Annotated in this window: 10 protein-coding genes; 4 read left to right on the forward strand and 6 right to left on the reverse strand. The window is 63.0% G+C overall.

The features are described 5' to 3' along the window. Positions 1 to 2: 2 nt before the first annotated feature. The 4 genes from fdhF to NKH52_RS01265 form a co-directional block, all read right to left on the reverse strand. The gene (fdhF, locus tag NKH52_RS01250; RefSeq protein ID WP_352729099.1) at positions 3 to 2,915 is read right to left on the reverse strand and encodes a formate dehydrogenase subunit alpha; all 2,913 of its coding nucleotides are present in this window, start codon (positions 2,913 to 2,915) and stop codon (positions 3 to 5) included. A gap of 10 nt (positions 2,916 to 2,925) precedes the next feature. Next, the gene (locus NKH52_RS01255; RefSeq protein ID WP_352729097.1) at positions 2,926 to 4,482 is read right to left on the reverse strand and encodes a formate dehydrogenase beta subunit; all 1,557 of its coding nucleotides are present in this window, start codon (positions 4,480 to 4,482) and stop codon (positions 2,926 to 2,928) included. After that, positions 4,479 to 4,958 carry a formate dehydrogenase subunit gamma gene (locus tag NKH52_RS01260; RefSeq protein ID WP_352729095.1) on the reverse strand — a complete coding sequence of 160 codons (480 nt, stop codon included), beginning with the start codon at positions 4,956 to 4,958 and terminating at the stop codon, positions 4,479 to 4,481. The genes NKH52_RS01255 and NKH52_RS01260 overlap by 4 nt, the downstream gene beginning before the upstream one ends. 175 nt (positions 4,959 to 5,133) lie before the next feature. Next, positions 5,134 to 6,048 (reverse strand): LysR family transcriptional regulator, encoded by a 915-nt coding sequence (locus NKH52_RS01265; protein ID WP_352729093.1) that lies wholly within the window; start codon positions 6,046 to 6,048, stop codon positions 5,134 to 5,136. 147 nt (positions 6,049 to 6,195) lie between these two features. On the opposite strand from NKH52_RS01265, the gene NKH52_RS01270 reads away from it, so the two are divergent. Beyond that, positions 6,196 to 6,837 carry a DUF47 domain-containing protein gene (locus NKH52_RS01270; protein WP_013528009.1) on the forward strand — a complete coding sequence of 214 codons (642 nt, stop codon included), beginning with the start codon at positions 6,196 to 6,198 and terminating at the stop codon, positions 6,835 to 6,837. A gap of 3 nt (positions 6,838 to 6,840) precedes the next feature. Further along, positions 6,841 to 7,845 carry an inorganic phosphate transporter gene (locus NKH52_RS01275; RefSeq protein WP_127290119.1) on the forward strand — a complete coding sequence of 335 codons (1,005 nt, stop codon included), beginning with the start codon at positions 6,841 to 6,843 and terminating at the stop codon, positions 7,843 to 7,845. Positions 7,846 to 7,856: 11 nt separating this feature from the next. On the opposite strand, the gene NKH52_RS01280 is transcribed toward NKH52_RS01275, so the two are convergent. Next, positions 7,857 to 8,234: a VOC family protein gene (locus tag NKH52_RS01280; RefSeq protein WP_127290059.1), complete on the reverse strand. Its 378-nt coding sequence runs from the start codon at positions 8,232 to 8,234 to the stop codon at positions 7,857 to 7,859. Between the two features lie 268 nt (positions 8,235 to 8,502). Here NKH52_RS01280 and NKH52_RS01285 point away from each other — a divergent pair, with 268 nt between their 5' ends. Continuing rightward, on the forward strand, positions 8,503 to 9,684 hold the full coding sequence (locus NKH52_RS01285; RefSeq protein ID WP_352729091.1) for an Mrp/NBP35 family ATP-binding protein: 1,182 nt from the start codon (positions 8,503 to 8,505) through the stop codon (positions 9,682 to 9,684). Positions 9,685 to 9,699: 15 nt separating this feature from the next. Here NKH52_RS01285 and NKH52_RS01290 read toward each other — a convergent pair whose 3' ends face one another. Continuing rightward, the gene (locus NKH52_RS01290) at positions 9,700 to 10,149 is read right to left on the reverse strand and encodes an SRPBCC family protein (protein WP_127256475.1); all 450 of its coding nucleotides are present in this window, start codon (positions 10,147 to 10,149) and stop codon (positions 9,700 to 9,702) included. A gap of 146 nt (positions 10,150 to 10,295) precedes the next feature. Between NKH52_RS01290 and NKH52_RS01295 the strand changes: the two genes are divergently transcribed. Further along, positions 10,296 to 12,101, forward strand: coding sequence for an IlvD/Edd family dehydratase (locus NKH52_RS01295; protein WP_352729089.1), 1,806 nt, complete (start codon positions 10,296 to 10,298; stop codon positions 12,099 to 12,101). Positions 12,102 to 12,139 lie beyond the last annotated feature (38 nt).

The following is a 12,139-nucleotide window of genomic DNA, read 5'->3' on the forward strand; positions in this document are numbered from 1 at the left end:
GACTACTCCGCCGCCTGCAAAGACGCGATGCGCCGGCTCTGCTTGGCCTGCTCGTCATAGTCTCGCTGCCATTCCGAAGGCCCGTTGGAGGCGCCGACCTGCACCGCCGTCACCTTGTATTCCGGACAGTTCGTCGCCCAGTCGGAGAAGTCGGTGGTGATGACGTTGGCCTGCGTGTCCGGATGATGGAACGTCGTGTAGACCACACCGGGCGACACACGGTCGGTGATCAGCGCGCGCAGCGTCGTTTCGCCCGAGCGGCTCGTCAGCCGGACCCAGTCGCCGTCGCGCAAGCCGCGGTTCTCGGCATCGTGCGGATGGATCTCCAGCCGGTCCTCCGAGTGCCACATGCTGTTGTCGGTGCGCCTGGTCTGCGCGCCGACATTGTACTGGCTGAGGATGCGGCCGGTGGTGAGCAGCAGCGGGAAGCGTGGCCCGGTCCGTTCGTCCGTCGCCACATATTCGGTGCGGATGAACTTGCCCTTGCCGCGCACGAACCCGTCGATATGCATGATCGGGGTGCCGAGCGGCGCCTTCTCGTTGCAGGGCCATTGCACGGATCCTACGCGGTCGAGCAACTCGAAGGAGACGCCGGCAAAGCTCGGCGTCGTCATCGCGATCTCGTCCATGATCTGCGAGGGATGCTCATAGTTCCAGTCCAGCCCGATGGCGCGGGCAAGCTCCTGCGTCGCCTCCCAATCGGCGTAGCGCGCCTTCGGCTCAAGAACCTTGCGCACCATGTTGATGCGGCGCTCGGCGTTGGTGAAGGTGCCGTCTTTCTCCAGGAAGGTCGAGCCCGGCAGGAAGACATGCGCATAGTTCGCGGTCTCGTTGAGGAACAGGTCGTGCACGACGACGCATTCCATCGCGGCAAGGCCGGCGGCGACATGCTTGGTGTCGGGATCGGACTGAAGAATGTCCTCGCCCTGGATGTAGATGCCCTTGAAGCTGCCGTCGACGGCGGCGTCCAGCATGTTGGGGATGCGCAGGCCGGGTTCGTCGTCCAGCTTCACGCCCCACAAGGTCTCATAGATATCGCGCACGGCTTCGCCGGAGATGTGGCGATATCCCGGCAGTTCGTGCGGGAAGGAGCCCATGTCGCACGAGCCCTGCACATTGTTCTGGCCGCGCAGCGGATTCACGCCGACGCCGGGCCGGCCGATATTGCCGGTGGCCATGGCGAGATTGGCGATTGCCATCACCGTGGTCGAACCCTGGCTGTGTTCCGTCACGCCGAGGCCGTAATAGATCGCGCCGTTGCCGCCGGTGGCGTAGAGACGCGCAGCACCGCGGATCGCCTCGGGATCGACGCCGGACAATTTGCCGACGGTTTCGGGGCTGTTTTCCGGCAAGGCGACGAACGATGCCCAATCCTGGAACTCCGTCCAGTCGCAGCGTTCGCGGATGAAGGTTTCGTCGAACAGGCCCTCGGTGACGATCACATGCGCCAGCGCCGTCAGCACGGCGACGTTGGTGCCGGGCTTCAGCGGCAGGTGGTAGTCCGCTTCGACATGTGCCGACTTGACCATCTCGGTGCGACGCGGATCGAGCACGATCAGCTTTGCGCCCTGGCGCAGCCGCTTCTTCAGCCGCGAGGCGAACACCGGATGGGCCGAAGCCGGATTGGCACCGATGATGACGGCGACGTCGGTGTAATCGACGGAATCGAAATCCTGCGTGCCGGCCGAGGTGCCATAGGTCTGGCCGAGCCCGTAGCCCGTCGGCGAATGGCAGACGCGTGCGCAGGTATCGACATTGTTGTTGCGAAAACCCTGCCGCACCATCTTCTGGACGAGATAGGTTTCCTCATTGGTGCAGCGCGATGAGGTGATGCCGCCGATCGCGGTGCGTCCGTACTGGTACTGGATGCGGCGGAATTCCTTGGCCGTATGGGCGATCGCCTCTTCCCAACTCACCTCGCGCCACGGATCGGTGACCTTTTCGCGGATCATCGGCGACAGGATGCGGTCCTTGTGGGTGGCGTAGCCATAGGCGAAACGGCCCTTGACGCAGGAATGGCCGTGGTTCGCCTTGCCCTCCTTGTAGGGCATCATGCGAATGACCTCGTCGTCCTTCACTTCGGCCTTGAACGAGCAGCCGACGCCGCAATAGGCGCAGGTGGTGACCGCCGAGCGCTCCGGCAGGCCCTTGGCAAGCACCGTCTTCTCGCGCAGCGCATCGGTCGGGCAGGCCTGCACGCAGGCGCCGCAGGACACACATTCCGAATCGATGAACGCCTCGTGCATTCCCGCCGAAACCCGGGATTCGAAACCACGTCCCTCGATGGTCAGCGCGAAGGTGCCCTGCACCTCTTCGCAGGCCCTCACGCAGCGCGAGCAGACGATGCATTGCGAGGCATCATAGGTGAAATAGGGATTGGATTCGTCACGGGCGATGTAGTCGACCGCCAGCGAGCCGTGGCCGGGCGCCACGCCACCTTCCGGCTTGACGTGGTTGCGGCCCTCGATGCCGTAGCGGTTCTCGGTCAAGCCGATCGACTTCGCCACCGCATCGAACTCGCTGGCGCCGGTTCCGGCCTGTTCGTTCCAGCCGGTCGGATGGTCGGAGACGTAGAGTTCCATGACGCCGCGGCGAATGGCGTCGAGCCGCTCGGTCTGCGTACGCACGATCATGCCTTCGCCGACGGGCGTCGTGCAGGAGGCCGGCGTGCCGCCGCGCCCTTCGATCTCGACAAGGCAGACACGGCACGAACCGAAGGAGTCCAGCATGTCGGTGGCGCAAAGCTTCGGGATCTCGACCCCGCCTTCCATCGCGGCACGCATGATCGAGGTGCCTTCCGGCACCGTGATGCTGCGGCCGTCGACGTTGAGCGTGACCTGCTTCTGCGCGTTCGATTGCGGGGTTCCGTAGTCGATCTCTTCGACGAGGGAGGGGAAGTCGGCCTTGATGTTCATCTGCCAGCTCCTATTCGGCAGCCACGCGCACGGGCGCTGGCTTGAAGTCGTCGGGGAAATGGGTGATCGAGCTCATGACAGGGTAGGGCGTGAAGCCGCCCAGCGCGCACAGCGAGCCGAATTTCATCGTGTTGCAGAGGTCGGTGACCAGAGCGAGGTTCTTCTCCGGCTCGATGCCGGCTGCGAGCTTGTCGATGGTCTCGACACCGCGCGTCGAGCCGATGCGGCAGGGCGTGCACTTGCCGCAACTTTCGATGGCGCAGAACTCCATGGCGAAGCGGGCCTGCTTCAGCATGTCGGCGGTGTCGTCGAACACCACGATGCCGGCATGGCCGATCAGCCCGTCCTTGGCCGCGAAGGCTTCATAGTCGAATGGCGTGTCGAACAGCGCGCGCGGAAAATAAGCGCCGAGCGGTCCACCGACCTGCACTGCCTTGACGGGGCGCCCCGTGGCCGTGCCGCCGCCGATCTCGTCGACGATCTCGCCAAGCGTCATGCCGAAAGCGGCTTCGAACAGCCCTGCGTATTTGACGTTGCCGGCGATCTGGATCGGGATCGTGCCGCGCGAGCGGCCCATGCCGAAATCCTTGTAGAAGGCCGCACCCTTGTCCATGATGACAGGCACCGAGGCCAGCGAGATGACGTTGTTGATCACCGTCGGCTTGCCAAACAGCCCCTTATGCGCCGGCAGCGGCGGCTTTGCCCGGACCATGCCGCGCTTGCCTTCGAGCGAGTCGAGCAGCGCCGTCTCCTCGCCGCAGACATAGGCGCCTGCGCCGACCCGGATCTCCATGTCGAAAGCGTAGGGCGAACCCAGCACGCTGGCGCCAAGAACGCCGGCCTTGCGGGCGATCTCGACGGCCTTGTTCATCACCGCCACCGCATGCGGATATTCCGAGCGGACATAGACAAAGCCCTTGGTCGCGCCTGTCGCGATACCGGCGATCGTCATGCCTTCGATCAGCACGAAGGGATCGCCCTCCATGATCATGCGGTCTGCGAAGGTGCCTGAATCGCCTTCGTCGGCGTTGCAGACGATGTATTTGCGGTCGCCTGATGTATCGAGCACCGTCTTCCACTTGATGCCGGTCGGGAAGCCCGCGCCACCGCGCCCGCGCAGTCCGGATTCGGTCACCTGGGCGACAATGGCGGCAGGCGTCAGTCCCAGCGCGTTCGTCAGTCCGTTCAAGCCGCCATGTTTCTTGTAGGATTCCAGCGACAGCGGGTCCGTGACGCCGCAGCGCGCAAAGGTCAGCCGCGTCTGCTTGGCCAGGAAGGGGATCTTGTCCGGCGCGCCCAGCCAGCGCTTGTGGTGGCCGCCGGTGAGGAAGCCGCTGTCGAACAGGCTTTTGACGTCGGAGGTTTTCACCGGCCCATAGGCAACGCGGCCGTTCGCTGTCGCAACTTCGACCATCGGTTCGAGGAAATAGGCGCCGCGCGAACCGTTGCGCACGATCTTGGCCTCGATGCCGCGCTCGGCGAGTTCACTTGCGATTGCCTTGGCGACCTTTTCTGCGCCAAGCGCCAGTGCGCCGGAATCGGCGGGAATGTAGATACGCGGGATCATGAGCGCACCTCGGCAACGATCTCATCGAGCTTTTCATCGTCGAGCCGCCCGATCACCTGGCCATCGAGCATTGCGGCGGGCGAACAGGCGCACAGGCCGAGACAATAGACCGGCTCCAGCGTGACCGAACCGTCGCGGGTCGTCTCATGAAAGCCGATGCCCAGCAACTGCTTCAGTTTGGCGGCGATGGCGTCCGAACCCATCGACTGGCAGGATTCAGCCTGGCAGAGCTTCAGCACATGCCGGCCGGCCGGATGGCTGCGGTAATCGTGATAGAAGCTGACGACGCCGTGCACCTCGGCCCTGGAAATATTCAACGCCTCGGCGATGACCGGCAGTGCATCCTTGGGTACATGGCCGAACTCTTCCTGGATGCCGTGAAGGATCGGCAGCAATGGGCCTTCAAGGCCTTTCAGCTCCTGGATGATCGCGGCCGTGCGCGACGTGATCTCGGTACTTGCAGGCTGCATTGTCATGCAGCGCCCTCCCTATCGTAGCGACCCATGCATATCGGCCAAAAGCATCAAACTGTTTTGGAACAACGACCTGTGTGTGCCGCTTTATCGCTAAGTGCTTAAGAAACCAGAGAAAACCTCTGAAATCAATAAAGCGGTTTCGTCGCACGATAGAAAATTTCTATCGTGCCGTTGACTAGCCTTGTCTAGCGGAACGGTTGGCGTGGAAATCGTCCGCCAGCGCCATTGCCTCGTCCAGCAGCGCCGAGACCAAAGGCGTGTGCGGTTCGCGCGGCGCCGCCACCAGGCCGACCGTATGGCTGGCGTCCGGTTCGACGATCGGAATGGCCCGGATCGGTTCGGAAAAGCCGAATGTTTCCGCAAGGTTGAGCGGCATGATCGACGACCATTTGCCGGTGCGGATATGCGAAAACAGCACGATCATCGAATTGGATTCCAGCGTCGGCCGCACCTGCACGCCGGCTTCGGCCAGATGCTGGTCGATGATGCGGCGGTTCTGCATGTCCGGTGTCAACAAGCACAGCGGCAGGCTTGAGAGCTCCGCCCATGTCACTTTGTCGCGATCGGAATAGGGATTTCCCATCGCGGTGATCAGTTGGTAGCGCTCGTCATAGAGCGGTACGCTGGTCACTCGCCCCAGCGGCTCATTGTCGAGATAGGTGATGCCGGCATCGATGTCGAAATTGCCGAGCAGCGACAGCACTTCGATCGAGGTCCGCGACAGCACCGAGAACGTGACGCCGGGGTGTTTTTCGCGGAACGGCGTCGTCAGCCGCGGCAGCATGGCGAGCGCCGTCGGGATGGCGGCGATGCGGATACGGCCGGAAAGTCCGTGGCGCGCCGCGCGCATTTCCTCGCGCATGGTTCTGGTGTCGCCGACGATGCGGCGCGCCCACACTAGCACCTGTTTTCCCTCCGGCGTCAGCCCTTGGAAGCGTGAGCCGCGCAGAACCAGCATGACGCCAAGCTGGCCTTCCAACTGCTTGATGCCGGCCGAGAGCGTCGGTTGGGTGACGCCGCATACCTCCGCCGCCCGGCCGAAATGCTCCTCCCTGGCGAGCGCGATGAAGAATTCCAGCTTGTCGATCATGCGATCTTTCCGGTCGTTCGCTGCAAGGTCGGGGAAATTGTGCTCTACCGCAAGCACCACAATTGCCCTGCATCCACACCTTTAAGCCGGCTACCTGTTTCCTGCGGCGGGATGCGGCGCTATGTGGATGAAACTGGGAGATCGACCATGCTGGGCTGGTTCCGCAAGCTTTTGCCGCGCGAAGATCGCTTCTTCGACCTGTTCGAACGACATTCCCGCACCGTGGTCGGCGGCGCCGAGGCGCTGGAGCAGCTTCTCCAGGGCAGGGATATCGACCTCTGGTGCCAGAAAATCATCGATCTCGAAGATGAGGCCGACCACATCACCGCGGAAGTCCTGCTGGCGGTGCGGCGCTCCTTCATCACGCCCTTCGATCGCGGCGACATCAAGGACCTGATCCAGTCGATGGATGATGCCATCGACATGATGCACAAGACGGTCAAGACGGTGAAGCTGTTCGAGCGCAAGGAGTTCGATCCGCTGATGCAGGAAATGGGTGGCGTCATCGTCGCCGCCGCCAAGCTGGTGGCCGAGGCGATCCCGCTGCTCAACAAGGTCGCGACGCATACTGTGCGCCTCAACGCCATCGCCGAAGAGGTGATGCGCGTCGAAAGCCGGGCCGACGACCTGCATGAGCAAGGGCTGAAGGATCTCTTCAGGAAGCACGGCAGCAGCGATCCGATGGCCTATATGATCGGCTCAGAGATTTATGGCCAGCTGGAAAAGGTCGTGGACCGCTTCGAGGATGTCGCCAACGAGATCAGCGGCATCGTCATTGAGAATGTCTAGGTGATGGAAGCAACCATCGCCTTTCCGGTACTGGTCGGCCTCGTCGGCGTTGCGCTGTTCTTCGACTTTCTCAATGGCCTGCACGATGCCGCCAATTCCATCGCCACCATCGTTTCCACCCGCGTGCTGCGGCCGCAATACGCGGTGCTGTGGGCGGCATTCTTCAACTTCATCGCCTTCATGTTCTTCGGCCTCCACGTTGCCGAGACCGTGGGCAAGGGTATCATCGACGTCAGCATCGTCACCCCGGCGGTGATCTTTGCAGCGCTCGTCGGCGCCATCGTCTGGAACATCGTCACCTGGATCGCCGGCATCCCGTCGAGCAGCTCGCACGCGCTGATCGGCGGCCTGGTCGGGGCCGGTGTGGCAAAGGCAGGCGTGGGCGCCATCGTCTGGACAGGGCTTGGCAAGACGGTTGCGGCAATCGTCGTGTCGCCGGCGACCGGCTTTGTCCTGGCTCTTGTCCTGATCCTTGCCGTTTCCTGGCTCTTCGTGCGCCAGACGCCGTTTGCGGTCGACAGCACCTTTCGCGTCATGCAGTTCTTTTCTGCCTCGCTCTATTCGCTCGGGCACGGCGGCAACGACGCCCAGAAAACCATGGGTATCATCGCCGTGCTGCTCTATTCGCAAGGCATGCTCGGCGAAAAATTCTACGTGCCGCTGTGGGTCGTGCTCACCTGTCAGACGGCGCTGGCGCTCGGTACGTTGTTCGGCGGCTGGCGCATCGTCCACACCATGGGCTCGAAGATCACCCGGCTGAACCCGATGCAGGGTTTTTGCGCCGAGACAGGTGGGGCGATCACGCTGTTTGCCGCCACCTGGCTCGGCGTTCCCGTATCGACCACGCACACCATCACCGGCGCCATCATCGGCGTCGGCGCCGCCCGTCGCGTCTCGGCCGTGCGCTGGGGCATTGCCGGCAATATCGTCATTGCCTGGATCGTCACTTTGCCGGCCACCGCTTTGCTTTCGGCGCTCACCTACCTCGCGGTTGGCCTGGCGAGGTGAGGTGAAGACATCTACCTGTCCACAAGGTTCAGGATGTTGCCGTCTGGATCCTTGAACCAGGCGACCTTCATTCCGTAACCGACGTGGAGATCGCCCTCCAGCGTCAAGCCCGGCATCTGATAGTGCTCGAAGGCGACGCCCTTCGACTTCAGCTCCTTGACGATATCGCCGATCTCGTCGCCAACCATCCAGGTCACCGCTGTCGCCTTGTTGGTTCCGGCAAATTGGGAATGATAGACGTTGAGGGTGGTATCGCCACTTTTGTAGACGATCAGTTCGCCGCCCTCATCGTGCACCTGTTGCAGGCCAAGCGTTCCCTCGTAGAAAGCCTTGGCCTTTGCCAGGTCGCTTACCGCCAGATTTGCCGTTGCGTTGCTGTTTGCGAGCATGATGGTCTCCTTTCCTGGTTGTCGGCCCGTACTGGTCACCGAAATAGGTCGCCGCGATTGTTTGACGACTGTCGCCTGACCTGATTACTGGCCGCATCGGCACTCGATTACCTGGAAGACGTTTGGCGCGGATAAAATCCGACAGGACCCGCCGCTTTTTCAGGCACGCCAAGACAGCCATTGCTCCACGGCTTGGTTCTGTCCGGAAACTGCATTATCTCAGGTGCAAGCTGCATCTCAGGCGCAAGCTGCGTAAGGAAAAACTGCTATGTCCGTCACCAAGGAAATCGTCACCGAGCGTCTGAAGACGGTCAACGGGCCGGATTTCACCGGCAACATCGTCGACCTCGGCATGGTTTCGGAAATTTTCATCGCCGACGGGAAGGTCTTCTTCTCGATTACCGTTCCCGCCGCTCGTGCCCAGGAGATGGAGCCGCTGCGCGCCGCCGCCGAGCGTGTCGTCAAGGCGATCCCCGGTGTCGCCGGCGCCGTCGTCGCGCTGACGGCCGAAAAGAAGGGCGGCGGCATGGAGGCGCCGGTTCCCTCGCGCCCCGCACCCAGGCCCGCGCCGCCGGCTCAGCCCGCTGCCGCCGCGCCGCGCACCGCCCCCCACGCGCCTGCCTCGCACAGCTCGGGCAAGCGTGGCGTGCCCGGTATCGAGGCAATCATCGCGGTTGCGTCCGGCAAGGGCGGCGTCGGCAAGTCGACCACCGCCGTCAACATCGCGCTCGGCCTCGCCGCCAACGGCTTGCGCGTCGGCGTGCTCGATGCCGACATCTACGGCCCTTCCATGCCCCGGCTGCTCAACATCCATGGCCGGCCGCAGACCGTCGACGGCAAGATCCTGAAACCGATGGAGAATTACGGCCTGAAGGTGATGTCTATGGGTTTCCTCGTCGATGAGGAAACGCCGATGATCTGGCGTGGCCCGATGGTGATGTCGGCGCTGACGCAGATGCTGCGTGAGGTCGAATGGGGTCGGCTCGACGTGCTCGTCGTCGACATGCCGCCCGGTACCGGCGACGCGCAACTGACCATGGCCCAGCAGGTGCCGCTGGCTGGTGCTGTCATCGTCTCGACGCCACAGGATCTGGCCCTGATCGACGCGCGAAAAGGCCTCAACATGTTCAAGAAGGTCGACGTCCCGTTGCTCGGCATCGTCGAGAACATGAGCTATTTCATCGCCCCGGATACCGGCAAGCGCTACGACATCTTTGGCCATGGCGGCGCCCGCCGCGAGGCCGAGCGCCTCGGCGTCACCTTCCTTGGCGAAGTGCCGCTCGAGATGGGCATTCGCGAAAGCTCGGATGCCGGCACGCCGGTTGTCGTCTCGAAGCCCGACGGCGCGGAGGCGAAAATCTACCGCGACATCGCTTCGAAGGTCTGGGACCGGGTCAATGAAGAGCGTGGCGCGGCGGCAGCGGCGGTGCCGAGCATTGTGTTCGAGTGATGCCCGCTTGAGGGCTCAGCCGCCGACCTTTTCGCCGAACGACGAAAAAAACTGTCCGGCCAGTTTCTTCGAGGTCGATTCGATCAGCCGGCTGCCGAGTTGGGCGATCTTGCCGCCGACATCGGCCTTGGCCGCGTAGTTCAATATCGTGGCGTCAGGTCCATCTGCCGTCAGCGTCACGTCGGCACCACCCTTGGCGAAGCCGGCAATGCCGCCCTTGCCTTCGCCCTGGATGGTGTAGGAGTGCGGCGGCTTCAGGTTCTTCAGCGTCACTTCGCCGTTGAACGTCGCCTTGATCGGTCCGATCTTCACCACCACGGTTGCCGCCATCTCGGTCGGCGACTTCATCTCCAGGCTCTGGCAGCCGGGGATGGTCGCCTTCAACACCTCGGGATCGTTCAGCGCTTCCCACACTTTTTGCAGCGGTGCGGCAATGCGCTCCTCGCCTTCGATCACCAAAGCCATGAAAACCTCCCGGACAAGACTGTCCGAACCCGTAACGCACGGCTTGGTGCCTGTCTATCGCACCAAAGTCCGGTTGCGACCGCACGCCCTCTTGCCTGCTCCCGCGCGTTGCCATATCGATTTGTCTTACAAATACGGAGACCACGATGGCAGGCGCCCCCACCCACAAGAAAAAATTTCGCTCGCAGGAGTGGTTCGACAATCCCGACAATCCGGGCATGACGGCGCTCTATCTCGAGCGCTATCTCAATTACGGCCTGACGCGCGCCGAACTGATGTCCGGCAAGCCGCTGATCGGCATCGCACAGACCGGCTCGGATCTGTCGCCTTGCAACCGTCACCATATCGAACTCGCCAAGCGTGTGCGCGAAGGCATCGTCTCGATGGGCGGCATTCCTTTCGAATTCCCCTGCCATCCGATCCAGGAGACCGGCAAGCGCCCGACCGCGGCACTTGACCGCAACCTTGCCTATCTCAGCCTTGTCGAAGTGCTCTACGGCTATCCGCTCGATGGCGTCGTGCTCACCATCGGTTGCGACAAGACGACGCCGGCGCTGCTGATGGCAGCGGCCACCGTCAACATCCCGGCGATCGCGCTGTCGGTCGGGCCGATGCTCAATGGCTGGCACAAGGGCAAGCGCACCGGCTCCGGCACCATCGTCTGGGAATCACGCCAGCGCCTGTCGGCCGGCGAGATCGATTATGACGAGTTCATGGACATCGTCGCCTCGTCGGCGCCGTCCACCGGCTATTGCAACACCATGGGCACCGCCACCACGATGAACTCGCTGGCCGAGGCGCTTGGCATGCAGTTGCCGGGCTCGGCCGCCATTCCCGCGCCCTACCGCGAGCGCGGCCAGATTTCCTATGAGACCGGAAAACGCATCGTCGAGATGGTGCATGAGGATCTGAAGCCGTCCGACATCATGACGAGAGAGGCTTTCGAGAACGCCATCGTCGTCAATTCGGCCATTGGCGGCTCGACCAACGCGCCTATCCATCTCAACGCCATCGCCCGCCACCTTGGAGTCAAGCTAGACAATGACGACTGGCAGACGGTCGGCCTCAATGTGCCGCTGCTGGTCAATTTGCAGCCGACGGGCGAATACCTCGGCGAGGACTACCATCATGCCGGCGGCGTGCCGGCGGTCATTGCCGAACTGATGAAGGGCGGGCTGTTGCCGCATCCCGGCGCGCGCACCGTCAACGGCAAGTCGATCGGTGAGAATAGCGAGGGCGTCGCCAACGAAAATCCCGACGTCATCCGCTCTGTCGCCAAGCCGCTGAAGGCCAATGCCGGCTTCATCAACCTCAGGGGCAATCTGTTCGATTCGGCAATCATGAAGACCAGCGGCATCTCGCCGGAATTCCGCGAGCGTTATCTGTCCAACCCCAGGGATCCCGAGGCTTTCGAAGGCAACGCCATGGTTTTCGACGGGCCGGAGGATTACCACGCCCGCATTGACGACCCGGCGCAAGGCATCGACGAACACACCATCCTGTTCATGCGCGGCGCCGGCCCGGTCGGCTATCCCGGCGGTGCCGAGGTCGTCAACATGCAGCCGCCGGCCTATCTCATCAAGAAGGGCATCCACGCGCTCGCTTGCATCGGTGACGGCCGCCAGTCGGGCACGTCGGGTTCGCCGTCGATCCTCAACGCCTCGCCGGAAGCCGCGATCGGCGGCGGACTGGCGCTGCTCAAGACGGGCGACCGGGTCCGCATCGACTTGCGCAAGGGCACGGCCGACATCCTCGTCACCGACGACGAGATCACCCGGCGCCGCGCCGAACTGCAGAACAATGGCGGCTTCCACTATCCCAAGCACCAGACACCCTGGCAGGAGATCCAGCGCGGCATGGTCGCGCAGTTCTCTGAGGGAATGGTGCTGAAGCCGGCGGTGAAGTATCAGGACGTCGCGCACACCAGCGGCGTTCCCAGAGACAATCACTGATTGCTCCGGGGACAATCACTGATTGCTCCGGACAATCA

Source organism: Mesorhizobium sp. M1066 (genome assembly GCF_040318635.1).
Lineage (GTDB): Bacteria > Pseudomonadota > Alphaproteobacteria > Rhizobiales > Rhizobiaceae > Mesorhizobium.

What these genes read in the sequence shown, in the direction of transcription:
- fdhF (WP_352729099.1), bottom strand. Translation starts at nt 2,915, where the DNA reads ATGAACATCAAGGCCGACTTCCCCTCCCTCGTCGAAGAGATCGACTAC.
- NKH52_RS01255 (WP_352729097.1), bottom strand. Translation starts at nt 4,482, where the DNA reads ATGATCCCGCGTATCTACATTCCCGCCGATTCCGGCGCACTGGCGCTT.
- NKH52_RS01260 (WP_352729095.1), bottom strand. Translation starts at nt 4,958, where the DNA reads ATGACAATGCAGCCTGCAAGTACCGAGATCACGTCGCGCACGGCCGCG.
- NKH52_RS01265 (WP_352729093.1), bottom strand. Translation starts at nt 6,048, where the DNA reads ATGATCGACAAGCTGGAATTCTTCATCGCGCTCGCCAGGGAGGAGCAT.
- NKH52_RS01270 (WP_013528009.1), top strand. Translation starts at nt 6,196, where the DNA reads ATGCTGGGCTGGTTCCGCAAGCTTTTGCCGCGCGAAGATCGCTTCTTC.
- NKH52_RS01275 (WP_127290119.1), top strand. Translation starts at nt 6,841, where the DNA reads ATGGAAGCAACCATCGCCTTTCCGGTACTGGTCGGCCTCGTCGGCGTT.
- NKH52_RS01280 (WP_127290059.1), bottom strand. Translation starts at nt 8,234, where the DNA reads ATGCTCGCAAACAGCAACGCAACGGCAAATCTGGCGGTAAGCGACCTG.
- NKH52_RS01285 (WP_352729091.1), top strand. Translation starts at nt 8,503, where the DNA reads ATGTCCGTCACCAAGGAAATCGTCACCGAGCGTCTGAAGACGGTCAAC.
- NKH52_RS01290 (WP_127256475.1), bottom strand. Translation starts at nt 10,149, where the DNA reads ATGGCTTTGGTGATCGAAGGCGAGGAGCGCATTGCCGCACCGCTGCAA.
- NKH52_RS01295 (WP_352729089.1), top strand. Translation starts at nt 10,296, where the DNA reads ATGGCAGGCGCCCCCACCCACAAGAAAAAATTTCGCTCGCAGGAGTGG.